Consider the following 25,370-nt stretch of genomic DNA (forward strand, 5'->3'; position numbering starts at 1 on the left):
AGTTATTCTCCCGGCTGTTCTGAGGCGACAACCGCATCGACAGCGACACCCGGTCGAACCCTTTGCAGACCTTCTACAATCACGCTTTCGCCCTCGCGCAACCCGTCCAGCACGATGACGGCCGAATCCACGTTGTCTCCGGTGGTGATATAGCGCTGTTCGACCATTTGTTTGTCGTTGACGACCAGCACAAATTCACCCCGCTGATCCCGTTGCAGGGCAGCCTGCGGGATCAACACTTGAAGCGTGGGTTCCAGCGCCTCGATCTGGACGTTCAGAAAGGCGCCGTCGATGATCAGGCGGTCGGCGTTGTCGAACTCGGCCCGCACCGTGATCGCGCCGGTCAGGGGGTCGATACGGTTGTCGACAAACACGATCTCACCGGTTTCATCCAGATCCGTGCCATTGGGCAGGGTCACGTGGACATTCGGGCTTTTGTTGCTTTCCGCCAGCGAGGCGGCGTTTTCACCATATTGCTCCAGAACCGAGGTGAACTGCTTTTCGTTCAACGAAAAGTTCACATAGATCGGCGCTTCGCTGACCAGATTGACCAACGGCGGGTTGTTTGGGCCAACCACGTCGCCAACACTGGTTTCCACGCGCCCGATACGACCGTCGAACGGGGCGTGGATTTCGGTATAGCTCAGGTCAAGCTCGGCCTGCTGGATCGCTGCGTGGGCGGCTTTGACCTCAGCCTCGGCCACCAGTTCGTTTGCACGGGCAATGTCACGTTCGGATTCCGGTGTTGCATCGCGCTTATATAGCTCTTCCTTACGGGCCAGATCGACCTTGGCCAGTTCCAGATTGGCCTCGGCCCGATCCAAATCCGCTTTGCGCGCTTCAAGCGTGGCTTGGTAGAGGTCGGGTTCGATGGTGAACAACAGGTCATCCTTTGTCACCAGCGCCCCGTCATCGACATTCTGTGTTTCCAGGAACCCGTTGACCCGCGCCACGATATCGACCTTGTTTATTGCTTCGGCGCGGCCGATAAACACCGCCTCGTCGGTGATTTCTTCACTATAGGCCGCAGCGATTGAAACCTTGGGCGGAGGGGCGTCGCTTTGATCCTGCGCCAATGCCGATTGTGCAGTGCCAAGGCATATCGCAAGGGCAATCACCCCGCTTGGCCTGCAATGGCTGAGTGTCGAGTTCAGGAAAGCAAAAGACATAAGGAACGCCCCGTTCAAACTATGAATCACGCGACCGGCTGGCGAGGCCATCCGGACGAGTCGTTTTATTTTGAGATCAGGATGGCGGTTTTGCCCTGAATTCTCAAGCGCGATGAATGCAAAGATTGGGATATGGCCATGGAAATTTCTTTTTCCGCTGGCGGGCTTATGGAGACATCTTGCGTTATTCGCCCAAATTCACTGATGCGCCCGAATGCAAGAAAAAACCAAGGGTTTGCCAGGCCCTCGGTTTCTGTCAGCTAGAATTGTGGAATATCAGGTGCGCGTACCGGCAAAGCGGGTTTGCCAATCCTCGCGCTGTTCATCCGTGATTTTGGCGAACAGCACATCTGGTACCGTAAAGGCGTGGCCAGCTGGCAGGGCGCGCAGCGCGGCATCCACATCTTCGGGCCAACCGGTGTCCAGCGTGTTCATCGCGCTCAGCATCCGGGCCGAGGTGTCGGGGATGAACGGCGCGCTGAGGACAGCGTAGAGACGGACCAGGTTCAGGCCCAGACGAACCTGTGCGGCGGCTTGGTCAGGGTCTTCCTTGAAGGTCGACCAGGGTGCCGCGGCTTGCAGATACTCATTGCCCGCTACCCAAATCGCGCGCAACTCCTGCGCCGATTTGCGAACCTCCATCGCCTCCATATGCCCTTCATAGGCGCGGACGCGTCTGGTGAGTTCGTCGATCAATGCGTTCTCGCGCTCGCCATAACTGCCGCCCTCGGGCACTGCCTCACCGAATTTCGAACGGCAGAACTTGGTGATCCGGCTGACGAAATTGCCTAGCACATCTGCCAGGTCCTTGTTCACGGATTGCTGGAAGTTCTCCCAGGTGAACTCGCTGTCGCTGCTTTCCGGCGCATGGCTCAGCAGCCACCAGCGCCAGTAGTCGGCGGGCAGGATTTCAAGCGCCTGATCCATGAACACGCCGCGCCCCTGGCTGGTCGAGAACTGGCCGCCATCATAGTTCAGGTAGTTGAAGGATTTCAGGTGGTCGACCATCTTCCAAGGCTCGCCCGACCCCAGAATGGTCGCCGGGAAGCTGAGCGTATGGAAGGGCACGTTGTCCTTACCCATGAACTGCATATAGCGCACGTCTTCGGCGCCCTTGTCGGTCCGCCACCAGCGCTGCCAATCGGCGTCGGTCTTGCCGTTGGCATCCGCCCATTCCTTGGCGCAGGCGATATATTCAATGGGCGCGTCGAACCAGACATAAAAGACCTTGCCTTCCATCCCCGGCCAGTCCTGATCGCCTTTCTTGACCGGCACACCCCAGTCCAGATCGCGGGTGATGCCCCGATCTTGCAAACCATCACCATCATGCAGCCACTTCTTGGCAATCGAGGTGGTCAGGATCGGCCAGTCGGTCTTGCTGTCGATCCAAGCGTCCAGTTGATCCTTCATTGCCGACTGACGCAGATACAGGTGCTTGGTCTCGCGCACCTCAAGATCGGTCGAGCCGCTGATCGCGCTGCGCGGCTCGATCAGGTCGGTCGGGTCCAACTGCTTGGTGCAGTTTTCACATTGATCACCACGGGCGCGGTCATAGCCGCAATTGGGGCAGGTGCCCTCGATATACCTGTCGGGCAGGAACCGGCCATCGGCGTTGGAATAGATCTGTTTTTCGGCGACTTCGCGGATCAAACCGGCGTCGTCCAGTTTGCCCGCAAAATGCTGGGTCAGTACCTTGTTCTGATCGCTGGACGAGCGGCCAAAGTGATCGAAGCTAAGCCCAAACCGCTTGGCGATATCGGCCTGCACGTCGTACATCTCGGCACAATACTCAGCCACGGGCTTGCCTGCCTTCGCTGCCGCCAATTCAGCGGGCGTGCCGTGTTCGTCCGTGGCGCACAGGAACATGACCTCGTTCCCCCGGCCGCGCTGGTACCGCGCGTACAGATCGGCAGGCAATTGCGAGCCGATCAGATTGCCGAGGTGTTTGATCCCGTTAATATAAGGGATCGCCGAGGTGATGAGAATCCGAGCCATGTTCCGTTTCCACGTATCTGTCTGCGCGCTCGTCTACCCTATGTATTCAGATTGCAAAAGCCCGGCTTTCAAATCGGCGACACTTTCGACAACGTTGCGTGGGAAAAAACCGGCGCAAGGACATTGCAGATTGCAATCCTGCGAAAGGTGACACTACCCATAGGTTGAAATTTGGAATCACAACCTCTTGAAATGTTTGTTATGGCTTCCCATCTGTATTGCATACAAAAGTATACAAAAACGGGGACAATCCGCTGATGTTCAGCTCTCTGCTCGAGGGTGCCTTTGTGCCCTTTACCATTTCGCTTGCGCTGTTGTTCGGCCTTCTGGGGCTAGAGCTGATTGCGCTTTTGCTGGGCGGAAGCCTGATGGCGGGAGAGGGCGAAGTTGATCTGGACATGGTCGACGCCCCGGATTTGGATGTTGCAGATTTCGACCTGGATATCGACGCAGATGTCGATCTGGGCGATTTCGAACTGGCCGAGGTCGAAGTGGACGCACCGGGTTCGGCACCTGCCGGGCCTTTGGCATGGCTGGGTCTGGGCAAGGTGCCGTTCATGATCTGGCTGGTGGTTCTGCTGGCAGGCTTCGGCCTGTCCGGTATCGGCCTGCAACTTGCGCTGCGCGATCTGCTGGGTTTTGACCTGCCCAGCTGGATCGCCGCAATCCCTGCCGGAGCCTTTGGCCTGTGGTTCGCGCGCGGCTTTGGCAGCGTCTTTGCTCGCGTGCTGCCGAAAACTGAGACGGAGGCCATGTCCGAACGGATGCTGGCCCGGCGTCGGGGCGTCATCACGCAAGGAACAGCCTCACGCGGCCGACCGGCCGAAGTGCGGGTGATGGATCGGTTCGGCAACACGCACTACCTGCGCGCCGAACCCTTGCAGGACAAGGACGCGCTGGAACAAGGCACCGAGGTGCTTGTGCTGCGCGACCGACGGCGGGACCGGTTCGTTCTGGTTGGCATGTCGGACTAACAAAATTTCAAACCCCATCAAGGAGGATTTTGCATGGAACTCACTTTCCTGATCACTATTGTTGCGACCCTTTTGGCCGTCGTTGTGTTTATTGGCCTTGTGCTGGGCCGCCTCTATCGCCGCGCGACCCGAGAGGTCAGCCTGGTAAAAACCGGGGCAGGCGGCAAAAAGGTCATCATGGATGGTGGCGTCATCATTGTGCCCCTGCTGCACGAGGTCAGCCCGGTCAACATGAAGACCCTGCGCCTTGAGGTGCAGCGTAGTGGTGAGGCGGCCTTGATCACCAAGGACCGGATGCGTGTTGATGTTGGCGTCGAATTCTATGTCTCGGTCATGGCTACCGAAGAAGGCATATCGCGTGCGGCTCAAACACTTGGCGGTCGTACTTTTGACGTCGAGCAACTGCGCGAGATGATCGAAGGTAAGCTGATCGACGGTCTGCGCGCCGTGGCCGCTCAGATGACCATGGACGGGCTGCATGAAAACCGCGCCGACTTTGTGCAAGAGGTGCAGAATGCGGTGTCCGAGGACCTGCTGAAAAACGGACTGTCGCTGGAATCGGTCTCGCTGACTGCGCTGGATCAGACGCCGTTCGAGGCGCTCGATGAGAACAACGCATTTAACGCCGTAGGTATGCGCAAGCTGGCCGAGGTGATTGCAACCTCGAAGAAAGAGCGCGCGCAGATCGATGCTGAGGCCGAAGTCGAAGTGCGTCGTGCGGCGATGGAAGCGCAGCGTCAGAAGCTGTTGATCGAAAAGGACGAAGAACAGGCGCGTATCGAGCAGACGCAGCAGGTCGAAACCCTGCGTGTGGCGCAAGAAGCCGAGATTGCTGCGCGGACCGAAGACTCGGTGCGTGAAACCGAACGCGCCCGGATTGCCCGTGAAGAAGCCATCCGTGCCGCAGAGATTGAGCGCGAGCGCAAGATCCGCGACGCCGAGATCGCCAAAGAGCGCGAGATCGAAGTGGCCGAACAGGAGCGCCAGATCATCATCGCGCAGAAATCCGAAGAGGAAAGTCGTGCCCGTGCCTCCGCCGATCTGGCCCGGGCCGAGGCGACCAAGGCGACAGAAGCGGTGGCAACTGCGCGTGAAGTGGCCGAAGCCGAGCGCCAGAAGCAGATCGTACTGATCGAGGCCACCCGTGAGGCCGAACGTCAGGCAACCGCCATCCGTCTGGCCGCACAAGCCGAGAAAGAGGCCGCCGCCGACCGCGCCGAAGCGCGCCGTGAGGAAGCGCAGGCCGAAGCGGACGCGCTGAACATCCGGGCCGAGGCCAAGAAGAACGACATGCTGGCCGAAGCGGAAGGTAAGCGCGCGATTGTCGAGGCCGACAACGCTCTGTCGGCTGAGCAGATCCGCATGAAGGTCGATATGGCGCGGATCGAAACCATGCCGTCGATCATCTCGGAAATGGTGAAACCGGCCGAAAAGATCGACTCGATCAAGATCCATCAGGTTGGCGGTATCGGCGCCGGCTCTGCTGGTGGCGCGGCCAACAGCGACAAGCCTGTGGTCAACCAGGCGCTGGATTCGATCATGGGCATGGCGGTGCAGATGCCCGCGCTCAAGAAGTTGGGCGAGGAACTGGGCCTGTCGATGGAAAACGGAGTCGGCGGTGTCGTGAACGGCGCGCTAGAGCAGACGCAAGCGCCGGTAGATACGGTCGAAGTTCTCGAGGAAGAGCCAGCGCCGAAGCAATAAAGGCGCAGCATTGACGAAAGGGCCGGGGTTTACCCGGCCCTTTTCTATTCTTCGCGCGATTTCTTGAGCAGCCGTCCAATGGTAAATGACGTGCGCGGGGCATAGACATAGTTGGTCCGCGCCTCGGGTGTCGGGCGCGACCGCATCCGGGCAAGACCAAATGCGATCAGGCCCAGATGCCCGACCGCGACAAATCCGAACAATGCCCCCGGCCCGAACTGCTGGATCAGGGTGGACGAGACATAGGGTGAGGCGATCGCCCCAAGTGCATACCAGAACATCAGAGCTGCCGCCAGCTCGACCCGTTGCTCGGTCGTGGCAAAGTCGTTCGCGTGCGCGGATGAGACCGAGAATATCGGGAAGGTGGTGAACCCGAACACACCGGCGGCCAGCATGACACCTAAGGTCCCGGTGCCGCTGGCGGCTATGGTGATCGCGCAACTGCCCATCGCCGCAACCGATAGCCAGATCAGCACCCAGCGCCGATCATATTTGTCCGCCAGCCATCCCATTGGATATTGCGCCAGCGCGCCGCCCAGAACGAACGACGCCAGGAAGAAGGCGATTTGGTCGACGCCCAGACCAACCTCTTGCCCATAAACCGGTCCAACCATTCGGAACGAGGCTGAACTGAGCGCCGCAACAATCACACCAGCCACCGCCAGTGGCGAGCTGCGCCAGGCCAGTTTTGGTCGCAGACGCGGAGCATCCGGCGTTTGGGGCTGGCTGGCTCGGGTCATCGTAAGGGGCAAAAGGGCAGCACAGCACAGGATCGCCAGCAAGTTGTAAGAGACATAGGATGCGGGCGGCAGGACCGCGATTATCAGCTGCGCCCCAAGGGACGCCCCCATATCGACGATGCGATAGGTTCCCATTGCGCGCCCGCGGGTCTCGTTCGTGACCTTGGCGTTCAGCCAGGCTTCGATCACCGTATAGCTGCCCGCGACGCAGGTGCCGGATGCAATCCTGAGTGCGGCCCAGACATACGGATTGTCGGTCAGGGTATGACCGATCAGTCCCATCGCCCCCAAGGCCGTGCAGACGGCAAACGCGCGCGAGTGCCCCACGTTGCCCATAAGCCGGGGGGCCCACCAGCAGCCAATAAAGAACCCAAGAAAATGCGCCGATCCCAGCAAACCGATCTGTTCGGTTGAGAAATCTAGCGTCAGCCCCGAAATTGCGTCCAGCGGACCAACACCGCCCGTCGAAAGCTGTAGCAGAATGACCGAGAGGAACAGGGCGGTAAATGAAATGATCGTGCGCATAACATGGCCAGCATTACCGCAATGCCAGGTATTGCGCGTGACAATTCGACGTGGTCGCGTCGTTTTTTGCCCTTTTGCCGATCAGGCCCGGCGAACAAGCTGAGCGCGGATGTCCAGCGATACCAGATCTGCGACCAGTTCGGGGTATCCGGATGCGCCAAATGTGTGGCGGTCCAGGGCACCGGCCAAACGGATGGACAGGGCACTCAGGTCGTCCGCGTCGCTGCCCGGCCTACGATAAAGCGCGGCCTTCAAGCTCATCGGGCGTGTGACACCGCGCATCGTCAGGTCGCCGGTGATTAGGGCCCCGTCCGAGATGCGACCGTCCGATCCCAGCCGTATGCGGGTCGATGTGAAGGTGATCGTGGGATGGGTCTGCGCGTTCAGAACACCCTCGCTCAGCATCGGGGCGCGAGCAAAGGGCAGTTTGGTGCGGGCGGCGGCGACATTCAGAACGACGGAAACCTGGCTGTTTTGCAGATGCCTTGTGTCGATCCGAATATCAGTGGACTGGATCGGCATCGTACCGGACTGTGAAACACCGGACAGATCGAAAGTGAACCCGACAGACGTGCCGTTCGGGGTCAGCGCATATGGGACCAGAGCAGCATTTGCGCCGCGGGCCATCGGGGCCGCCGCCAAGCCTGCTAGAAACGAACGCCGAGTCAGAAACCTCATACCGGAACCTCCTGCTTGCGGGGTCGTGAACGTCCAAGAAGGAACAGCAGAATGGCGATATTGAGGCCATTCCATAAAATCCCGTTGATAAAGGCCAATTGATAATTTCCGGTTAAGTCGTAAATCCAGCCCGACATCCACCCGCCCAGAGCCATGCCAAGGATGGTCAACATCAGTACAAATCCGACGCGGGCTCCGGCCTCTTCCGGGGGCATGTATTCTCGGACTACCAGCGCGTAACTGGGTACGATTCCACCCTGCGCCAGCCCGAACATCAGGCTGATGACGTAGAGCGAGGCCATGCCGTCATACGGCAGGAACAGGAAGAGCGCGATGCATTGCAGAACAGATCCGATAAGCAACGTGACGATGCCGCCCAACCTGTCTGCCACCATTCCGGATATGAGGCGGCTGACGACACCGCCCAAAAGCATGAGTGACAGCATCTCGGCCCCGACGGCCGGGCCATAGCCCAGCCCGACGCAATAGGACACGATATGGACCTGAGGCATCGACATCGCGACGCAGCATCCAATCCCGGCGAGGCCCAGAATGTACTGCAATGCACGAGGGGACAGCCCGACACTGTGCGCATTGGCCTGCGCGCTGCTGGCGGCGGTGTGATGCGCCTCGGCCGGGACTTGTCGGAGCAATAGGAACGAAAGAGGAATGACAACGATCAGCGTTAAGGCGGCCAGTGTCAGATACACCTGCTGCCATCCGTCCCGTGTCAGAATTCCGGACAGCAATGTAGGCCAGATTGCGCCGGACAGATAGTTTCCGCTGGCGACCAGTGCCACGGCAATCCCGCGCCGCCGCATGAACCAATGCGAAATATCGGCGATCAGGGGGGCGAATCCGACTGAGGTACCCAACCCCAGCAGCAAATGTGCCGCGGATAGCAAGGCCATGTTCGGTGCCAGCGTCGCAAGAACGTAGCTGACGGCACTCAGAACGGCGGCTCCGATCAGCGCCTTGGTGACACCCATCCTGTCAACCAGTTGGCCCAGCCACATGTTCCCCAGCGCAAAGCCGATCATGGCCAGCGTGTAGGGCATTGATGCCTCGGCCCGCCCGGCGCTGAATTGCATCTCGATCGCGGGCATTACCACGATAACGGCCCACATGCCGGCATTTGCCACTGTGGCGATCAACAGCGTGATCACCAGGCGCAGCCAGGAATAGCGGCTATCGTGAATTGCATGGGTCATGGCCGAAACGCTAGGGCGCACCCTTTGTTTTGGCCAGTCACAACTTGCTCAGGCCCGCCGGGCTCACACGGGTGTGTCTTCTGTGGCGATCCGTTCCAGGTTCAGCCCGGCACGCAGTCTGGTCTGGGTGGCATGCCAACTGACCGAGGGCAGGGCACGGGCGCGGCGGCGGGTCAGGACCCAGCGTCGCGCCTCGCCCTGATGGGCGGCAGCCATGTGCCAGCGCGTCTCGACCCCCTGTGCGCCGCCGTCTCCGGGTGTCAGCAGTACCCCCAGCGGGGCCCGGCCCATCGCGCCACCCTGTTCGGCGGCCAGATGCATCCGGCGCACCGGCGTCAGCCCCGGCGCGCCGGGCAGGTCGCCGATCACCAGCGGGACCGACCCGCTGCGCAGCGCCTCCTCCATGCACCACAGCAGATCCTCGGCACGGTTGGGGTGGGCGAAGAGGAAACGGGCCGGGTCGGCAAAATCCATCATCCCGTTGGGGTTCATCTGATCCAGCGACCACGCGGGCGAAATCCACAAGACTGGCCCCTGCGCCTGAGCAGCCAGCCACATGGCGAAACTGCGCCGGGCGGGGCCGCAAGCTTCGTGTACGCGGGCCAGTTGCAGGCTGATCTGAGGGTGCAGGGCCAGTCCCGGCGCCTCGCGCGCGGGTTTGCGGCCAAGTAGGTGTGCAGACATGCTGTCAGCCTAGCATGTTCTCATTTTGTTCTCAATTGTGAAATGTGCCCGCACAGCCTTTAACGCGACAGGATCAGGCGACCATCCGCAAACTGAACATTTGAAAACCGATGCAGGTAATCCATCCCCAGCAGCGACTGGTGCAATTCCCCCTCATTGACCCAGGCCGAGACATTAGAGTCTGAAATCGGCCCCAAGGTGAGGGTCTCAAGCCGCACCGGCGCGGTCCGAACCACTCCGTTCGCGGTCGATGCGCGGCCGAAATAGTTCAATTGATCGGGGTCGATGCCTATGCGCTCGGCGTCTTGCGTGCTGAGTACGATCTGGCTGGCACCAGTGTCGACCAGAAAGGTGATCGGCTCTCCGTTCACCGATACCGGCAGGTAATAGTGCCCATCTTGCGCGCGCGGCACCTCGATCGTTTCGCCGCTGACGGTCATCTGCGGGGCCGGGCCAACAGTGCTGCGGATATCCTCCCACAAGCCGACGACGGCAATCACGCCGATAAAGATGAACACCCAGGCCATCGCCTGTTGCAGCGTCTTGTTCAGTGTCTGGCGGTTTTGCGAGAGGAACCAGGCCACGACAGCCGCGCCAAGCAGGCTGAGATACGCCAAACGTGCAATATTGTCGCCATCCATTCCGATATCCTAACCCGTTTATCTAAAAGATATATGGGGATTTACGAGGCAAAACCAAAGGCCTTGAGCCCGTCCAGAATGAACTGAACCGACAAGGCCGCAAGCAGCATCCCCAGCAGGCGGGTCAGCACGTTCAGCCCGGTCTTGCCCAGGATGCGCGCGATCAGGCCGCCCAACAGGAAAAACACAAACACCACCGCCATTACGGCCAGCATCACAGCACAGGCCGCAGCAATACCCTGAATGCCGGGATTCTGACCAGCCAGCAGGATGATTGTGGCAATTGATCCCGGCCCGGCGATCAGTGGGATCGCCAATGGAAAGACCGAAGGGTCGGGGCGTTCTTCCTCCTCGGCGCGGTTTTCGCGGCGCTTGGTGCGGCGTTCAAACAGCATGTCGAGAGCGGTCAGGAACAAAAGCGCGCCACCGGCGACACGGAAGGCTGGCATTGAGATTCCGACGAATCCTAGCACCGCCTCACCAAAAGCGGCGAAAGCAATCAGGATGAATACCGCCGTCACGCAGCTGCGGATCGCGATTTTGCGACGGGTCGCGGCATCCAGATCCTGCGTTAGCGCAACAAAGATCGGTGTCGTTCCGAACGGGTCGATCACCACGAACATCGTAGTGAAGGCCGTTATGAAAAAGGCCATGTCGATCATGCTGCGTTCTCGGCGTTTTCAAGTCGTTCGGCTGCGGCGACCCACAGGGCTTCGGCCTTGTTCATGGCCTCGACCACTTCGGCGAATTTGCGGTTCCAGGTCTCGAGATCGTTGATCCGGTCATCTTCGTACAGCGCCGGGTCCGCCAACTTGGCCGAGAGTTTTTCGTGCATATCCGTCAGCTTTTCGATCCGGTCCTCGCATTTGCGCAGATCGGCGCGAAGCGCCAGCATCGCATCGCGCGACGGGCGCTTGGGTTTTGTGGTCTGAGGTTTTTGCCTGACCGGCTTGTCCCGTGCCAGCAGCATAGAACGATAGGCTTCGAGGTCCCCATCGTATTGTTTCACGGTCCCTTCCGAGACCAGCCACAGACGATCCGCCACCAACGACAGCAGGTGCATGTCATGGCTGACCAGAACGACCGCTCCGGAATAGGCGGTCAGGGCCTCGCCCAGCGCCTCGCGGCTTTCGATGTCCAGATGGTTGGTGGGTTCGTCCAGGATCAGCATATGCGGTGCGTCGATGGTGGCGATCAGCAGCGACAGGCGGGCTTTTTGGCCGCCCGACAGGCGACCAACCACGGTCTCGGCCTGATCGGCGTTCAGGCCAAACCCGGCCAGACGCGACCGCCATTTGCCCGGAGCCTCATCCGGGCGCAGGCGGCGCAGGTGGTCCAAGGGTGTTTCGTCCACATACAGCTCATCGACCTGATGCTGCGCGAAATAGCCGATGCGCAGCTTGTTGCTGCGTGTCATTTTGCCCGCCATCAGCGGCAGACGGTCCGACAGCAACTTGGATAGCGTCGATTTGCCCTGACCGTTCTTGCCCAGCAGCGCGATCCGGTCGTCCTGATCGATACGCAGGTTCAGGCGGCGCAGCACCTCGGTTTCGCCATAGCCCGTCACGCCGCCTTCGATCTGGATGATCGGCGGCGACAGTTCCTCGGGTTCGGGGAAGGAGAAGGCACGAAGAGCAGCCTCTTGCGGGGTTGAGACCAGTTGAATGCGCTCGATCATCTTCAGCCGCGACTGGGCCTGCACCGCCTTCGAAGCTTTATAGCGGAAGCGATCCACAAAGCTCTGCAAATGCGCGATGCGGGCCTTGGCCCTGGCATTTTCCGATTCCGCCTGCGCCAGACGTTCGGCGCGGCGTTCAGCGAATTTGTCATAAGGAACCGCGTAGTAGGTCAGCTTGCGGTCTTCGAGATGCAAGATCGAGCCCACTGCGCGGTTCAGCAATCCGCGATCGTGGCTGATGATGATCACCGTATGCGGGTACCTCGCCAGATAGCTTTCCAGCCACAAAGCACCTTCGAGATCCAGATAGTTGGTCGGTTCGTCCAGTAGCAACAGGTCAGGCTGCGAAAACAGCACTGCCGCCAGCGCGACGCGCATTCGCCAGCCGCCCGAGAAATCGGAACAGGGGCGTAGCCGGTCACCGTCATCGAACCCCAGCCCCTTGAGGATCGAGGCCGCCCGCGCCTCGGCCGACCAGGCGTCGATATCGGCCAGCCGGGTCTGGATCTCGGCGATCCGCGCCGGGTCCTCGGCACTTTCAGCTTCGGCCATCAGGGCGCTGCGCTCGGTATCGGCGGCCAGAACCGTGTTGATCAGCGATACATCGGACGAGGGCACCTCTTGCGCAACTCCGTCAATCCGGGCGCGCTTGGGGATCGAGATGTTACCCGATTCCAGCGCCAGTTCCCCACGGATCAACCGGAACAGGGTGGTCTTTCCGGTGCCGTTGCGGCCGACAAGCCCAACCTTGTGACCATCGGGGATGGTCGCGCTGGCCCCGTCGAACAATGGGCGCCCTTCAACGGCATAGGTTATGTCTTCGATCCTTAGCATGTGGCCGCTCTTAGCAGAGCCGTGATGCAGCCGCCAGCGGGTTGGCATGTTCAAGTCCAACGCGATGTGTTAGAGCCCTCACGTTTGTTGATCTGAACCGGTTTTTTCATGCGCGCGGCCCAAACGCCCCCTTCCTTGATCACGCTGATCTTTGCCACCGCGCTGTCAGTGCTGTCGCTGAACATGTTCCTGCCTTCGCTCGCGCGAATGAGCGATGATTTTTCGGTGGATTACGGCCTCATGAACCTGTCTGTTGCCGGATATCTTGCGGTTTCGGCGGTCTTGCAGCTGATCATGGGGCCGCTTTCGGACCGTTTTGGGCGCAGGCCGATCCTTTTGATCTGCATGACTATTTTTGTCGTTGCATCCTTGGGCTGTGTGCTGGCCGGGTCGATCTGGGCGTTCCTTGGGTTCCGCCTTGTTCAAGCGGCTGTGGTGGCCGGGCCGGTTCTGTCCAGCGCCGCGATCCGGGATCAATACCCTCCGAACGAGGCAGCCAGCAAACTGGGCTATGTCGCGATGGCGATGGCGCTTGCGCCGATGCTGGGACCAATGCTGGGCGGCGCGTTGGACATGCTGTTCGGCTGGCGCGCCGGGTTTGTCCTGTATACGCTGCTTGGGGCAGCGGTTCTGGCCTTGCTGTGGTTCGACATGGGCGAGACAAATACGAACCGATCCTCGACCTTTTCATCCCAGTTGAGCGAGTATCCTTATCTGTTCCGCGCCCGTCGATTCTGGGGCTATGCGCTGTGTGCGGCGTTCTCGATCGGGGGGTTTTACAGCTTTATAACGGGCGCGCCGCTGGTTGCTGCCGCTTGGTTCGACCTGAGCCCCGCCATGTTGGGCCTTGGTATAGGCATCATCACCGGTGGTTTCATGGTGGGCAATTTCATCACCGGGCGGATCGCGGCCTACACCCGGCTCACAACGATGATCCTGATCGGACGGGTTGTTGCCTCGACCGGGCCCTTCGTCGGGTTGCTGCTGTTTGTCGCCGGTCTGGGTTCGGTCTGGGTGTTTTTTGGTTCGGCCATCTGCGTTGGTTTTGGCAATGGCCTGACCAACGCCAACGCCTCGGCAGGTGTCATGTCGGTGCGCCCGAAACTGGCGGGCAGCGCTGCGGGTCTGTCCGGCGCCATGATCGTGGCGCTTGGCGCGGTGCTGACGTCGGTGACCGGCGCATTCGTCAGCCCCGAAAACGGACCTTATCTGGTTCTTGGGATGATGTGTGCCAGCAGCTTCATCGGCCTGCTTGCCGTGCTCTACGTTCGCCGTGTGGACGCGCTGGACCCGCTGCCGGACACAATCTGACTGCCAAACCCCGCAGGCCCCATCATTCCACTTTTCATAAGGCACAGACCGTGCTAGGCGGCGCGCGATGGATTTCGGCGCGGGTTTCGCGCCCTATGTTAAGGAGAGGCCGATATGGCACTGGAACGCACATTCTCGATCATCAAACCCGATGCAACCCGCCGCAACCTGACTGGCAAGATCAACGCCAAGTTCGAAGAGGCCGGTCTGCGCATCGTTGCCCAAAAACGCATCCACATGACCAAGGCGCAAGCAGGCAAGTTCTATGACGTGCACGCGGAGCGCCCGTTCTATGACGAACTGTGCGAATTCATGTCGTCGGCGCCGGTTGTTGTTCAGGTTCTGGAAGGCGAAGGCGCCATTGCCAAGAACCGCGAAGTCATGGGTGCAACAAACCCTGCAGATGCGGCCCCCGGTACCATCCGCGCCGAGTTCGCTGAGTCGGTTGGCGAAAACTCGGTTCACGGTTCGGACGCACCGGAAACCGCTGCGGTCGAGATCGCCTATTTCTTCTCGGGCATCGAACTGGTCGGCTAAGTCGCTGACAGTCAAAGATCAGGGCCGCATCCGTCCCGGGTGCGGCTTTTTTGTTTTCAGACCTTTTTCAGATCCTGTGGCGCTATCCGCACACCAATCGCGTCCAGATCAGAGATCATCTGGTTTTCCGGTGCGGTGCTGACACCGGCCTTTATGGCGTCGAATCTTTTGCGCAACGCTTTCTTTTCCTCGCCCTTGCAGTCGTTCCAGGGCCGCCCCTGCAACCCCATGACCAGAACATAGTATCCGATGAAATGTGGGCGCGACCCGGCTTGAAGCAGCCGCGTATAGGCCTCGTCCGCACCCAAATCGCGCAGTTCCTGTGCCGAATGAATACCCGCGCGCGCGCAGGCTTGCTCGAATGCTGGGCCGAGATTGCGGATCGAGGAGACAGGGTCTGACATGTCCCTTGTCTTAGCGCCGCGATTGGTCAATGTCACCAAGGTGTTGACCTGAAAAGCGCCTTGTCTGCTAGCACCTGCGGGCGTGGTTGGTTTTCCTTGCCAATGCGATAGACGCACGCTTTCATGCTGTCATGAGCAAGGCTAGGTCCGCCACTTTCACAATTCCAAAGGTTCTGAGCCCGGACGCACTTGCAGAGGTGCTGGACCGGTACAACCTGTTGGTACGGCCTGAACGATCAGCGTTGCCATTCAAACTCCTCGATTGCCACGATCAGTCTTTGCAACGATCCGGGCGTGTGCTGCTGGAGGCCGAGGGTGCGTTGCGACTGTTTGATGGTCAGGGGCAGATCGTTCGACGGCGCTTCAAAGCACGCGGACGGTTCCTGAAGGATTTTCCGGAAGGTCCGATGAAACAGGCTCTGGCCGGTTTTCCCGTGCTGCGGGCGTTTGTCGTTGTCGGCGAAGGGCAATTCAGCAGCGCAGAGTATTCAATTCTGGACGAATTGCAGAAAACTGTGGTCAAGGCGCGTGTGACAACGCTGGCCTCAAACTCGGGCCAGGCCACGATTGTTCAGGTGGAGGGGTTGCGCGGTTATGACCGGGCGTTTGCAGCAATTTGCGCAGCGCTGATTGATACCAAAGGGGCCACCCCCGGGGTCGAAGCGGTTATTTCGCATTTGTACCCGGATCATTTAAGCTATCAATCCAAACCGAAGATCCCCCTTGGACAGACCGAGCCCGCCATCGAGGCTGCTGCAGATATCATCAGGACCTATCTGGGCGTTGCGCGGCAGAACGAAGCGGGTGTGATCAGTGACATCGATACCGAATATCTGCATGACTACCGGGTGTCTTTGCGCCGCATCAGATCAGTGCTGAGCCTTTTCAGCGGCGTCTATTCTGAGGACGAGACTGCGGAGCTGAAGCAGGTATTTTCTGACCTGATGACCGCAACCGGCAGGCTCCGCGATCTGGACGTCTACCTGCTGGAAAAGGATAGGTTTTACAATCTGATACCGTCGCCTCTTCATGTCGGCTTAGACGAGATGTTTGCAGCGTTCCAAAAGGATCGGACGCGAGAGTTAAACCGCCTGGCGCGATGGCTTCGCAGCGCCGAATATGGCGATACCATGCACCGCCTCACCGTCAGGTTTGAGGGCGCATACAACCTGCAGCCTGGCCCAAGCGCGGATTTTGGGGCCTATCGCTATGCCTGCGCGCTGATTTGGAAACGGTACCGCAAGGTCTGCAAACTGGCGCGCGGTATTCAGCCCGAAACCCCGGACGAGGTGGTGCATGACCTGCGTATCCACTGCAAGAAACTGCGTTATCTGATGGAGTTCTTTGGCCCTTTGTTCGATCCAAAAGATTTCAAGACGATTATCAAGCCGTTGAAAAAGCTTCAGGACAACCTTGGCAGGTTCAACGATTGTTCGGTTCAACAAAACGCATTGCAGGAACTTGTTGCCACGTCCGGCGGGCGGTCCGGGCAGGTCGATGGACAGTTCGCCATGGCAGCCGGTGGTTTGATTGCGGTGCTGGACAAAAAACAACGGGACGAGCGGGATCTGGTGATGGCCAACTTCAACCATTTCGACAGCCAAAGAACTCGGCAACTTTTCCGGACCCTGTTTCACAAGGTGGAGGATTGAAGCATGAAGACCATTGCCTGCTACAGCAACAAAGGCGGCGTTGGCAAAACCGCAACCTCGGTCAACCTTGCTTATGCCTTTGCGCAGGCGGGTCAGCGCGTTTTGCTGTGCGATCTGGATCCACAGGGGGCATCGGGCTTTTACCTGCGTGTCAAACCCTCGAAAAAACTGACTGAAGCGAGGTTCTTTGAGGACGTCAAACGCTTTACCAAATCCATCCGCGCAAGTGATTTCGAAGGGTTGGATGTTTTGCCCGCCAACCTGACTTTTCGGGACTTCGACGTATTTCTGTCACGCATGCGCAACAAGCGGTCGCGGCTGAAAAAGGCGCTGGTGTCGGTGGGGGGTGACTATGACGTGATCGTTCTGGATTGCCCACCGAACTTTTCGACGCTGTCCGAGAATATCTTCAAAGCTTCGGATCTGATCGTGGTGCCGGTGATCCCAAGCACGCTATCCGAGCGTACGTTCGAACAATTGGTTGGGTTCTTTGATGAACACAAATTGCCAAAGAATAAGATCAGGTCCTTCTTTTCCATGGTGCAACGCCGAAAAACCCTGCACCTGCAAACGATGGAGACCATGCGAAAGCAATATCGTAAACGATTCCTCAAGACCTCTGTCCCGTTTTCGGCAGATATCGAGCGTATGGGGCAGTACCGCGCCCCCGTGGTGACCTATGCCGGTCGCAGCGTGGCTGCCACGGCTTATAAGGCACTGTTCAAAGAGATCAAAAAGGGGATGGGCCGGGTCAAATGAGTATCGAGATCGAACGCAAGTTTCTGGTCGCGACCATGCCGGATCTAGGGTCGGCCAAGAAAATGCTGGTGCGTCAGGGGTATCTGACTGCGCCCGAGGACTCGACCGAATTGAGGCTGCGCCAGAAGAACGACGTCTATTACCTGACGCTCAAAGGCAGCGGCGGTATCGCCCGCGTTGAACGCGAGGCGGAAATCTCGGGCGAACAATTCGAAACCTTTTGGCCGGAAACCGACGGGCGTAGGCTGGAAAAGGAACGCTATACCGGAGCATTGCCCGATGGGCACATATTCGAGTTGGACGTGTTCTTGGGCGATCTTGCACCACTGCGTCTGGTTGAGGTCGAGTTCACATCCGAGGTCGAAGCGCGCGCCTATTCGCCGCCGGATTGGTTTGGAACAGATGTGACCGAAGATAAACGCTATAAAAACAAAATCCTGGCCATCAAAGGATTGCCGAGCTAGGGCGAGCGGTAAAGTTTCAGCACCGTCTCAAGCCCGGGTTGGCAGTTGCGCGCGATGAACGCGCCGCCATGCATATGTGAAATTGCGGCAACAAGTGCCAGACCCAATCCGGCATTTCGCTGAGTCCTCGCCGGATCCAGGGTGACAAATGGCATTTGCAGCCGCGCCAGATCCTCGTCAGGCACTCCGGGTCCGCGATCGCGCACGCTCAGCAGGGTAAACGGACCATCCTCGCGGATACCGATTGTAATTGCCGAGTCATGCGGGGCGTAGCGCATTGCGTTTTCCAGCAGATTGGACAATGCCTGCGACAGCAACGGCCGGTGGCCCTGAATCGGCTCGGCCGTGCCCACAACCTCCAACCGGATACCTTGATCGGTTGCGACGGGGTCGTAGAGTTCGACCACATCCTCGACCAATTGGCGCAGGTTCACAGGCTCGAACTGTTCGCGGCCAAGACCGGCCTCGGCGCGCGAAATTTCGGTCAACTGGGTCAACACGCGCAACACATGGTCAATCTCTCCGGTGGCGCGCGCCATGTCGATCTCGCGCTCTGCATCGGTCTTGCCGGGTTCTGACAGCGCCTCGACCCGCTGGCGCAGCCGCGACAGGGGCGAGCGCAGGTCATGAGCAATGGAATTGGAGGTTGTCCGAAGATTGCTGATCAATTCCTCGATGCGATCCAGCATGTTGTTCAGGGTGCCTGCGACCTGATCGAACTCGTCGCCCGTTCCACGTAACGGCATGCGCAGAGACAAATCGCCGGACACGATATTGTCGGCCGTATCGGCAAAATCCTTGAGGCGCGAGAACACCAGCCGCGTCAGTAACCAACCGGTCAGCAGGCTGAGCGCAAAGGCCGTCACCAGCGCAAGGCCCACGGAACGCAGAAGAATACGGTCGAACTGTTGTCGCGCCAGCGCATCGCGCCCGACCAACAAACGTTCGCCACCCGGCAGGCGGATCGAGGCGGCCGAGATCGGGACGTATTCGTCGGTCTCGGTCTTGCGCAGTTCCAATTCGACCCAGCCGCTGCCAGCGACGATATCGTCCGGCCAACGTGTCAGGTTTCCGGCCAGCTTTGTCCCTTGCCGACCGGTCAACAGATACAGCGCATCGCGATCGGCTGCGGTGGGCAGGCGACGCTCGATCGCGTTGATCAGACCGATCAACCCGCGTCGCTCATACTCATCCGCAAGGCCGGTAAGCTCGGCTGTGACGACCGAGCGGGTCTCGCTGGCAATGGTGCGGTTGGCCGTGACATAGACCATCGCCAGAATCGCGGCGGTCAGCAAGGTGCTGAGAACCATGCTGGCCAATACCAGCCGTGTACGCGAGTTTCTGAGCGATAGCAGGATGTTATGCATCCGATACCATGTATCCGGCGCCCCGGACGGTTTCAATGATCGGATCGGCCCCATCTTCGTCCAACTGACGGCGCAGTTTCGAGATGTGGACATCAACCACATTCGTGTTCGGGTCAAAGTGATAATCCCAGACCCCTTCAAGCAACATGGTTCGCGACACCACGCGGTTCTTGCGGCGCAGGAAAAATTCGAGGATCTGGAATTCGCGCGGCGTTAGCGTGATCTCGCGCTCGCCGCGTGTGACTTTGCGCGTCAGCAGATCCATTTCCAGATCGCGGCAGGTCAGGGTCGGGGTCTCTTCCGCCTCTTGCGGGCGGCGCAGCAGCGCCTCGATCCGGGCGTGCAATTCCTGGAATGAAAACGGCTTGACCAGGTAGTCATCCGCACCGGCGCGTAAACCTTTGACGCGCTCGTCGACCGCACTCATGGCGGTCAGCATCAGAACCGGAGTTTTCAGTCCAGCGGCCCGCATCGACTTGATCAGCGACAAACCATCGAGCCCGGGCAGCATCCGATCCAGAACAACCGCATCGAACCCGCCGTCGGTGGCGTGGTACAAGCCCTCGCGCCCGTCGGACGCAACTTCGACCACATAGCCTTCTTCGCCAAAGCCTTTGGCAATGAAGTCGCGCGTATCCTGGTCATCTTCAACGATCAGCAGGCGTCTGCTCATGGTCGGGGCTCCTTTTACTCGTGATATAAACATAATCAGCCTCCCAAAAAAACAGGCCGGGTGCGCTGCCGCACCCGGCCGTCCCGGCGGCGCGTGGACAATCCGTGCCTGCCGGAATAAGTGCGCCAGATTTCCCCATCATGTGGCGCACTTAGGCGTTGTGTCAGACGATCTCGACTGCGACGAAGATCTGATTGCCGCCGCGATTGATCAAAAGCAGCGCCGGATCGGTCTTTTCGCTTTCCAGCGCCGTCTTCAGGGCATCCGGTGTTGCGGTGTCTTGCCCGCCCAGCTTGACGATCACATCGCCGCGCTGAAGTCCGGCCTTTGCCGCAGGGCTTTCCGGCTGCAGATCGGTCACAACCACGCCGTCGACAGTCTCGGCCACGCCCATTTCCGCGCGTGCGGTTTCCGTCAGCGGGGCGACCGTGACACCCAGAGCAGTGCCTTCGATCTGGTCGTCAACGCTGCTGTCGGTCTGCGCCTCGGCGGATTGGTGCTGGCCGATCGTCAGTTCGATCTGCTGTTCCTTGCCGTCACGCAGTACGGTCAGAACGCTGTCGGTGCCGACCTTGGTGGTTCCAACAAGGATCGGCAGATCGCTGCTGGAGTCGACGGGTTCATTGTTGAACGTGAGGATCACGTCGCCCTGATGCAGCGTGCCGTCCGCTGGGCTGCCGTCAACAACGTCCGACACCAGCGCGCCCGAGGTCGCGTCGATACCCATTGCCGCTGCCAGTTTCGGACTGACATTCTGGATCGAAACGCCCAGCCAACCGCGGCTGACCTGACCGTCGTCGCGCAAATCGGTAGTGATATGGTCCACGATGTTCGATGTCACGGCAAAGCCCAACCCGACCGAGCCACCGCTGGGCGAATAGATCGCCGAGTTCACTCCGATCACCTCGCCATCCATGTTGAACAGCGGACCGCCCGAGTTGCCCTTGTTGATCGCCGCATCCGTCTGGATGAACTCGGCATAGGGACCTTCCGATATGTTGCGCCCCTTGGCCGAAACGATACCGGTTGTCACGGTTGAACTCAGGCCAAACGGGTTGCCAATGGCCACGACGTCTTCGCCCACCCGGATCACGTCGCTGTCGCCAAGCTGTACCGCTTGCAGGGCCTCGCCGGCGTCAATTTTCAGAACCGCGATATCGGTCAGTGGGTCGGTGCCGATGACTTCGGCCTCGAACGTGCGGTCGTCGTTCAGGCGCACGGTGATCGTGTCTGCGTTGTCGACAACATGGTGATTGGTGACGACATAGCCGTCTGCGTCCAGTACAAACCCGGACCCAAGCCCCTGACCGGGGCCGCGTTCAGGCATCTGAAAGCCTTCGGGGCCGCCAAAGCGTTCAAAAAACTCTTCAAAGGGGTGACCCTGGAAATTGAAGTCCTGTCCCTTGGCCGGAGCGGGCGCGGCCTTCTGTTCGGCGATGATCGTCACCACCGAGGGTGACACGCTTTCGACCAGATCGGCCAGCGCCTCATCGGCCATCGAGGGCAGGGCGGTGGTGGCCAGCAAGGCTGCGCCCAGCACACCTGTCCCAATCCAGTTGGATGTGCTTGGAAAAAGCAGTGAGGATTTACGGATGCTCATCATGACTCCTGTCTGTGTTAGGCGGTTCGATCCGCGCTTATGAACCGGAGATGACCTGCGAGTGTTGGAAGAACCTGAGCAAAAGATTAAGAAACCTTAATTTTGCCACTTTCCGGGTGTGATGTGCCGCAGCGCAGAGTTTCCGACGATCAGAATCACGCGCATCAGAGTCGCCCGAATCGGTGGATTGTTGCCGAAATAGAAGGCAAGAGCGCAAAAATGTTGAATTGAGTCGGATTTGTTAACAAATAAATCGGCTTGAAAAAGCACCAGAGGATGCTCAATTTAAGGTTGTTGACCCTATAAGCGCCGTTCAGCAATACCCCCGTAGAATGACTTAGATTCAAAAAGATACAGTGTTTTGCTGGCTATTCTTTGATTGCTCGGTTTAGGTCTTACGTAAGGTAATGCAACTTAAAGAAGAGCTTAATATTTTTTGATGTTGCGTTTTTGCAAGGTGGAGACCTCGAAAATTTACCTTTATGGCCAATTTTACGTTGTTTGAACGCAACTGATAGGCGACGATGATCGTGCCCAAGTGAGGGGGGCCTGAAACACTAGGGGGTGTTGAAGGCACATCTCAGTCTCCAAAGCGCGGAGCGGCATGTTAACGAGGGGGTCTTGTTTAGGTTAGGCGGCGAAAAAGTCTGGAGGTCTGTTGGACCGAATGGCTGCGCTTGTTGAGATTGGTGAAAGTGGTAGTCCTGTTTTTGGGCAGCGGCCCGGTCTGAAAAGACCGGGCCGCTTTTATTTTGGTTGTTTGGAAACGATCGTCACCCGCGCGCACGCCAGGCTGCCCAATCTTCCGGCGTGTCCAGATCCAGCAGGGCGTTCTGACCCGGCAGCGGGTGCAGATGTACCTTACCTTTGCAGGACCTGACGACTGACTGCGCCCCGGCATCGCCGGTCAGCGCCGCAAGCGCGGGAAACAGGGCTCGATCAAAGATGACCGGGTGCCCGGGTGCCCCGTCCTTTGTCGCAGCGCGCCAGATCAGATTGTTCGGGTGCGAGGTTCTTGATTCAGCCACGGACAGCAAATCCTGCGCGTCCAAGTCGGGCAAATCTGCAAGCAGGACCATCACCGCCAAGGCGTCCGACGGAATTTGCGCCAGCGCGCCACGCAGGCTGGCATTCATGCCTTCGGCGGCATCATTTATCGATACCCGGTGGACGTCCAGGCCTTCCAATGCCCGATGGCGGGGATGAGGGGCAGGAGGCAGAGCGGTATAGACCGGCCCCACCAACATCGCCCGTTCGGCGGTTCGACGCAGCAGCGGCGTATCGTCGATCGGTTGCATCAACTTGTCGACGTCGCCCATCCGGCTGGATTGGCCGGCGGCAAGCAGGATCACAGGTATCTGTCTCATGCGGTCACAATGCGGCCTGCAGCTTGATCTGTCACCCGAGAACGCCCATCCGCGTCCCAAGGTCATTCAAGCCCGGTTACAGTGGTCTGACTTTCAGCCCCGTGATCCGGTTTCCCTCGCGCGAGGTGACCTCGAACCGGAAACCGTGGAACGAGAATACCTGCCCGGTGGTCGGGATCATCTGCGCCTCGTGAATGACCAGCCCGGCAACGGTGTTGGCTTCGTCATCGGGCAGGGACCAGTCCATTGCCCGGTTGACGTCACGAATGGTCATCGCGCCCTCGATCAGGAATTGGCCGTCATCGGTGCGGGTGACCGGCACGTCCTCGTCCAGATCGAACTCGTCCGCGATCTCGCCGACGATTTCTTCCAGAATATCTTCAAGCGTGATCAGCCCCCGCAACGAGCCGTATTCGTCAACCACAAGGGCGAAGTGGCTGTGCATCCGCAAAAACTCTCGCATCTGGTCGTCCAGAGTGGTCGTTTCGGGCACGAAATACGGGTCATTCGCAACCTTTGAGATATCGAAGGATTTCAACTGTTCAACATCGCCCTGGGCGCCCGCCTGCGCATACATCGCGCGAAACAGGTCCTTGGCGTGTACGACGCCCACGATGTTTTCCTGCTCGTCCCGAAACACCGGAAGGCGCGTGTGCGGGCTTTCAAGGCACTGTTTCAGGATGGCTTCGGGTTCGTCTCCGGCATCGATCATTTCGATATTCGAGCGGTGCAACATGATCTCTTCCACCGCGCGGTCACCCAGATCCAACGCGCCCAGAATGCGGTCGCGGTCTTCTTTTTCAACCACGCCTTCCGAATGGCCGAGTTGCAAAGCTCCTGCAATCTCCTCGCGCACGGCCAGAATGTTGCTGTCAGGGTCGATCTGCACGCCAAACACGCGCAACACGCCGCGCACCAGCAGGCGTACTGCTGCAACCATAGGTGAGAATACGGTGACGACGATGCTGATGACCGGCGCCACCAAAGCAGCGGCTTTCTCGGCATTGGTGATCGCATAGGTTTTCGGCAGCACCTCGGCAAAGATCAACACCAATAGGGTCATGACAAGCGTTGCAAGCGCCACGCCGCTTTCGCCAAAAAGCCGTGTGAACAGGGCGGTCGCGAGCGATGCCGCAAGGATGTTCACCAGGTTGTTGCCCAGCAGAACCGAACCAATCAGGCGTTCGTTGTCATCTGTGATGTCCAACGCCTTTTGCGCGCCCCTTGATCCCTTGTCTGCCTGTGCCCGCAGTTTGCCCCTGGACGAGGCGGTCAGCGCGGTTTCCGATCCTGAGAAAAAGCCCGACAAGACGAGCAGAAGAAGGATGGAGCCGGAGGTGATCCAAAAAGCGCCATCAAGCAAAGAGGAGGTGGGTTCCATCGGTCCTTGGGTTATCTAGTTTCTGCATCCGTTATGGGGGTCCGGCCCCCTGCGATCAAGGGGTTAGGCTTTGTCAGCCTTGTCATCCTTGGCCAGCGGGTGGTGTTCCAGCACCAGTTCCGACAAACGTTCATCCAGAACATGGGTGTAAATCTCGGTGGTCGCCACGTCGGCATGCCCCAGCAGCGTCTGGATCGATCGTAGGTCGGCACCATTGGCCAACAGGTGGGTTGCAAAGGCATGGCGTAAGGTGTGCGGAGTGACTTTTTCAGGCGAAACACCGCCTTCGACAGCCAGTTCCTTGACCAGCAGAAAGAAGCGATGCCGCGTCAGATGCCCGCATTTTCCGCGCGAGGGGAACAGAAACCGCGACCGCTGCGCACCTTTGGAAACAGCCATATCCTCGGTCTCGTCGCGCAGGATCAACCACGCGGCCAAAGCCTCGCGCGCCGGTGGGGACAGGGGCACCATGCGTTCCTTGCCGCCTTTACCCAATACCAGCAACATACGCGGGTCGCCCCGTGCCGAGGAGACCGGCAGCGAGACCAACTCGGTCACACGCATCCCGGTGGCATAGAGCAGTTCCATCAGGCAGGTGTTGCGCACCTTGTCGGCGGTGCTGCGACCTGTTCGGCGGGCCGCTTCGAGCAGGCGGTCAACCTCGGGCACGTCCAGCGTTTTGGGCAGTCGCTTCTGACGGCCGGGTCCTTTGATCTGAATGGCGGGGTTGGCGTCGCGCCAGCCTTCTTCGAACGCAAAGCGGTATAGCTGTTTGATAGCAGACAATCGCCGCGCCCTGGTTGACCGGGACAGTCCTTGCGCGTCGCAGTCGATCAGGTAGCCTTCGATTTGGTCGCGGTCGGCCCTTGCGAACGTCATCTTGTGGCGGTCCAGCCAGCCTGAAAAATCCTGCAAGTCGCGGCCATAGGCCAGCAACGTGTTTGTGGCTGCGCCAAGTTCCGCGGCCTGCGCCTCTAGAAAAGTAGAAATCCACAAGTCCTGCGAGTTTGGGGCAGGCATGG

23 protein-coding genes are annotated in these 25,370 nt (G+C 59.3%); 7 read left to right on the forward strand and 16 right to left on the reverse strand.

The features are described 5' to 3' along the window. Positions 1–2: 2 nt before the first annotated feature. Together ACR0JA_RS01670 and metG are read right to left on the reverse strand one after the other, a co-directional pair. Entirely contained in the window at positions 3–1,169 is a 1,167-nt protein-coding gene (locus ACR0JA_RS01670; RefSeq protein ID WP_480569064.1) for an efflux RND transporter periplasmic adaptor subunit, read from the reverse strand. A gap of 276 nt (positions 1,170–1,445) precedes the next feature. Further along, positions 1,446–3,164 (reverse strand): methionine--tRNA ligase, encoded by a 1,719-nt coding sequence (gene metG / locus ACR0JA_RS01675; protein WP_480569066.1) that lies wholly within the window; start codon positions 3,162–3,164, stop codon positions 1,446–1,448. 257 nt (positions 3,165–3,421) lie between these two features. On the opposite strand from metG, the gene ACR0JA_RS01680 reads away from it, so the two are divergent. Beyond that, positions 3,422–4,138 carry an OB-fold-containig protein gene (locus tag ACR0JA_RS01680; RefSeq protein ID WP_480569069.1) on the forward strand — a complete coding sequence of 239 codons (717 nt, stop codon included), beginning with the start codon at positions 3,422–3,424 and terminating at the stop codon, positions 4,136–4,138. 33 nt (positions 4,139–4,171) lie between these two features. Beyond that, positions 4,172–5,842, forward strand: coding sequence for a flotillin family protein (locus ACR0JA_RS01685; RefSeq protein ID WP_480569071.1), 1,671 nt, complete (start codon positions 4,172–4,174; stop codon positions 5,840–5,842). 44 nt (positions 5,843–5,886) lie between these two features. On the opposite strand, the gene ACR0JA_RS01690 is transcribed toward ACR0JA_RS01685, so the two are convergent. The 7 genes from ACR0JA_RS01690 to ACR0JA_RS01720 all read right to left on the reverse strand — a co-directional run bounded on the left by ACR0JA_RS01690 (position 5,887) and on the right by ACR0JA_RS01720 (position 12,833). Continuing rightward, entirely contained in the window at positions 5,887–7,107 is a 1,221-nt protein-coding gene (locus ACR0JA_RS01690; RefSeq protein ID WP_480569074.1) for an MFS transporter, read from the reverse strand. Positions 7,108–7,188: 81 nt separating this feature from the next. After that, positions 7,189–7,785 (reverse strand): YceI family protein, encoded by a 597-nt coding sequence (locus ACR0JA_RS01695; RefSeq protein WP_480569077.1) that lies wholly within the window; start codon positions 7,783–7,785, stop codon positions 7,189–7,191. Further along, positions 7,782–8,996 carry an MFS transporter gene (locus ACR0JA_RS01700; protein ID WP_480569078.1) on the reverse strand — a complete coding sequence of 405 codons (1,215 nt, stop codon included), beginning with the start codon at positions 8,994–8,996 and terminating at the stop codon, positions 7,782–7,784. The genes ACR0JA_RS01695 and ACR0JA_RS01700 overlap by 4 nt, the downstream gene beginning before the upstream one ends. 63 nt (positions 8,997–9,059) lie before the next feature. Beyond that, complete coding sequence (locus tag ACR0JA_RS01705) at positions 9,060–9,680, reverse strand: ImuA family protein (RefSeq protein WP_480569081.1); 621 nt, start codon at positions 9,678–9,680, stop codon at positions 9,060–9,062. A 59-nt stretch (positions 9,681–9,739) separates the two neighbouring features. Continuing rightward, positions 9,740–10,321: a retropepsin-like aspartic protease family protein gene (locus tag ACR0JA_RS01710; RefSeq protein ID WP_480569084.1), complete on the reverse strand. Its 582-nt coding sequence runs from the start codon at positions 10,319–10,321 to the stop codon at positions 9,740–9,742. Positions 10,322–10,362: 41 nt separating this feature from the next. Next, positions 10,363–10,983 carry a MarC family protein gene (locus tag ACR0JA_RS01715; RefSeq protein ID WP_480569087.1) on the reverse strand — a complete coding sequence of 207 codons (621 nt, stop codon included), beginning with the start codon at positions 10,981–10,983 and terminating at the stop codon, positions 10,363–10,365. Next, positions 10,980–12,833: an ABC-F family ATP-binding cassette domain-containing protein gene (locus ACR0JA_RS01720; RefSeq protein ID WP_480569090.1), complete on the reverse strand. Its 1,854-nt coding sequence runs from the start codon at positions 12,831–12,833 to the stop codon at positions 10,980–10,982. The genes ACR0JA_RS01715 and ACR0JA_RS01720 overlap by 4 nt, the downstream gene beginning before the upstream one ends. A 108-nt stretch (positions 12,834–12,941) precedes the next feature. On the opposite strand from ACR0JA_RS01720, the gene ACR0JA_RS01725 reads away from it, so the two are divergent. Both ACR0JA_RS01725 and ndk read left to right on the forward strand, forming a co-directional pair. Next, positions 12,942–14,144 carry a multidrug effflux MFS transporter gene (locus ACR0JA_RS01725; RefSeq protein ID WP_480569093.1) on the forward strand — a complete coding sequence of 401 codons (1,203 nt, stop codon included), beginning with the start codon at positions 12,942–12,944 and terminating at the stop codon, positions 14,142–14,144. 114 nt (positions 14,145–14,258) lie between these two features. Further along, positions 14,259–14,681, forward strand: coding sequence for a nucleoside-diphosphate kinase (gene ndk, locus ACR0JA_RS01730; protein ID WP_008757405.1), 423 nt, complete (start codon positions 14,259–14,261; stop codon positions 14,679–14,681). 56 nt (positions 14,682–14,737) lie between these two features. Here ndk and ACR0JA_RS01735 read toward each other — a convergent pair whose 3' ends face one another. Continuing rightward, the gene (locus tag ACR0JA_RS01735; protein WP_480569096.1) at positions 14,738–15,085 is read right to left on the reverse strand and encodes a TfoX/Sxy family protein; all 348 of its coding nucleotides are present in this window, start codon (positions 15,083–15,085) and stop codon (positions 14,738–14,740) included. A 131-nt stretch (positions 15,086–15,216) separates the two neighbouring features. Between ACR0JA_RS01735 and ACR0JA_RS01740 the strand changes: the two genes are divergently transcribed. From ACR0JA_RS01740 to ACR0JA_RS01750, 3 genes are read left to right on the forward strand one after another with little or no spacing between them, the layout of a single operon-like run. Beyond that, a complete protein-coding gene (locus ACR0JA_RS01740) occupies positions 15,217–16,737 on the forward strand; it encodes a CHAD domain-containing protein (RefSeq protein WP_480569099.1) in 1,521 nt (506 codons plus the stop codon). Between the two features lie 3 nt (positions 16,738–16,740). After that, positions 16,741–17,496: a ParA family protein gene (locus ACR0JA_RS01745; protein ID WP_480569102.1), complete on the forward strand. Its 756-nt coding sequence runs from the start codon at positions 16,741–16,743 to the stop codon at positions 17,494–17,496. After that, positions 17,493–17,960 carry a CYTH domain-containing protein gene (locus ACR0JA_RS01750; RefSeq protein WP_480569105.1) on the forward strand — a complete coding sequence of 156 codons (468 nt, stop codon included), beginning with the start codon at positions 17,493–17,495 and terminating at the stop codon, positions 17,958–17,960. Before ACR0JA_RS01745 ends, ACR0JA_RS01750 begins: the two co-directional genes overlap by 4 nt. Here the strand turns inward: ACR0JA_RS01750 and ACR0JA_RS01755 are convergent. The 6 genes from ACR0JA_RS01755 to ACR0JA_RS01780 form a co-directional block, all read right to left on the reverse strand. Continuing rightward, positions 17,957–19,327: an ATP-binding protein gene (locus ACR0JA_RS01755; RefSeq protein ID WP_480569108.1), complete on the reverse strand. Its 1,371-nt coding sequence runs from the start codon at positions 19,325–19,327 to the stop codon at positions 17,957–17,959. The genes ACR0JA_RS01750 and ACR0JA_RS01755 overlap by 4 nt on opposite strands. Next, positions 19,320–20,000: a response regulator transcription factor gene (locus ACR0JA_RS01760; RefSeq protein WP_480569111.1), complete on the reverse strand. Its 681-nt coding sequence runs from the start codon at positions 19,998–20,000 to the stop codon at positions 19,320–19,322. The genes ACR0JA_RS01755 and ACR0JA_RS01760 overlap by 8 nt, the downstream gene beginning before the upstream one ends. A 163-nt stretch (positions 20,001–20,163) precedes the next feature. Next, positions 20,164–21,600, reverse strand: a complete 1,437-nt coding sequence (locus ACR0JA_RS01765) for a DegQ family serine endoprotease (protein ID WP_480569114.1) — start codon at positions 21,598–21,600, stop codon at positions 20,164–20,166. 773 nt (positions 21,601–22,373) lie between these two features. Further along, the gene (locus ACR0JA_RS01770; RefSeq protein WP_480569117.1) at positions 22,374–22,967 is read right to left on the reverse strand and encodes a nucleotidyltransferase family protein; all 594 of its coding nucleotides are present in this window, start codon (positions 22,965–22,967) and stop codon (positions 22,374–22,376) included. Positions 22,968–23,043: 76 nt separating this feature from the next. Further along, positions 23,044–24,348 (reverse strand): HlyC/CorC family transporter, encoded by a 1,305-nt coding sequence (locus tag ACR0JA_RS01775; RefSeq protein WP_480569119.1) that lies wholly within the window; start codon positions 24,346–24,348, stop codon positions 23,044–23,046. A 63-nt stretch (positions 24,349–24,411) separates the two neighbouring features. Next, entirely contained in the window at positions 24,412–25,368 is a 957-nt protein-coding gene (locus ACR0JA_RS01780) for a site-specific tyrosine recombinase XerD (protein ID WP_480569122.1), read from the reverse strand. Positions 25,369–25,370 lie beyond the last annotated feature (2 nt).

It is taken from the genome of Ruegeria sp. AM4, assembly GCF_056540665.1.

Excerpts from the sequence above, each read along its gene's own strand:
- ACR0JA_RS01670 (WP_480569064.1), bottom strand. The coding sequence starts at position 1,169 with ATGTCTTTTGCTTTCCTGAACTCGACACTCAGCCATTGCAGGCCAAGC.
- metG (WP_480569066.1), bottom strand. The coding sequence starts at position 3,164 with ATGGCTCGGATTCTCATCACCTCGGCGATCCCTTATATTAACGGGATC.
- ACR0JA_RS01680 (WP_480569069.1), top strand. The coding sequence starts at position 3,422 with ATGTTCAGCTCTCTGCTCGAGGGTGCCTTTGTGCCCTTTACCATTTCG.
- ACR0JA_RS01685 (WP_480569071.1), top strand. The coding sequence starts at position 4,172 with ATGGAACTCACTTTCCTGATCACTATTGTTGCGACCCTTTTGGCCGTC.
- ACR0JA_RS01690 (WP_480569074.1), bottom strand. The coding sequence starts at position 7,107 with ATGCGCACGATCATTTCATTTACCGCCCTGTTCCTCTCGGTCATTCTG.
- ACR0JA_RS01695 (WP_480569077.1), bottom strand. The coding sequence starts at position 7,785 with ATGAGGTTTCTGACTCGGCGTTCGTTTCTAGCAGGCTTGGCGGCGGCC.
- ACR0JA_RS01700 (WP_480569078.1), bottom strand. The coding sequence starts at position 8,996 with ATGACCCATGCAATTCACGATAGCCGCTATTCCTGGCTGCGCCTGGTG.
- ACR0JA_RS01705 (WP_480569081.1), bottom strand. The coding sequence starts at position 9,680 with ATGTCTGCACACCTACTTGGCCGCAAACCCGCGCGCGAGGCGCCGGGA.
- ACR0JA_RS01710 (WP_480569084.1), bottom strand. The coding sequence starts at position 10,321 with ATGGATGGCGACAATATTGCACGTTTGGCGTATCTCAGCCTGCTTGGC.
- ACR0JA_RS01715 (WP_480569087.1), bottom strand. The coding sequence starts at position 10,983 with ATGATCGACATGGCCTTTTTCATAACGGCCTTCACTACGATGTTCGTG.
- ACR0JA_RS01720 (WP_480569090.1), bottom strand. The coding sequence starts at position 12,833 with ATGCTAAGGATCGAAGACATAACCTATGCCGTTGAAGGGCGCCCATTG.
- ACR0JA_RS01725 (WP_480569093.1), top strand. The coding sequence starts at position 12,942 with ATGCGCGCGGCCCAAACGCCCCCTTCCTTGATCACGCTGATCTTTGCC.
- ndk (WP_008757405.1), top strand. The coding sequence starts at position 14,259 with ATGGCACTGGAACGCACATTCTCGATCATCAAACCCGATGCAACCCGC.
- ACR0JA_RS01735 (WP_480569096.1), bottom strand. The coding sequence starts at position 15,085 with ATGTCAGACCCTGTCTCCTCGATCCGCAATCTCGGCCCAGCATTCGAG.
- ACR0JA_RS01740 (WP_480569099.1), top strand. The coding sequence starts at position 15,217 with ATGAGCAAGGCTAGGTCCGCCACTTTCACAATTCCAAAGGTTCTGAGC.
- ACR0JA_RS01745 (WP_480569102.1), top strand. The coding sequence starts at position 16,741 with ATGAAGACCATTGCCTGCTACAGCAACAAAGGCGGCGTTGGCAAAACC.
- ACR0JA_RS01750 (WP_480569105.1), top strand. The coding sequence starts at position 17,493 with ATGAGTATCGAGATCGAACGCAAGTTTCTGGTCGCGACCATGCCGGAT.
- ACR0JA_RS01755 (WP_480569108.1), bottom strand. The coding sequence starts at position 19,327 with ATGCATAACATCCTGCTATCGCTCAGAAACTCGCGTACACGGCTGGTA.
- ACR0JA_RS01760 (WP_480569111.1), bottom strand. The coding sequence starts at position 20,000 with ATGAGCAGACGCCTGCTGATCGTTGAAGATGACCAGGATACGCGCGAC.
- ACR0JA_RS01765 (WP_480569114.1), bottom strand. The coding sequence starts at position 21,600 with ATGAGCATCCGTAAATCCTCACTGCTTTTTCCAAGCACATCCAACTGG.
- ACR0JA_RS01770 (WP_480569117.1), bottom strand. The coding sequence starts at position 22,967 with ATGAGACAGATACCTGTGATCCTGCTTGCCGCCGGCCAATCCAGCCGG.
- ACR0JA_RS01775 (WP_480569119.1), bottom strand. The coding sequence starts at position 24,348 with ATGGAACCCACCTCCTCTTTGCTTGATGGCGCTTTTTGGATCACCTCC.
- ACR0JA_RS01780 (WP_480569122.1), bottom strand. The coding sequence starts at position 25,368 with ATGCCTGCCCCAAACTCGCAGGACTTGTGGATTTCTACTTTTCTAGAG.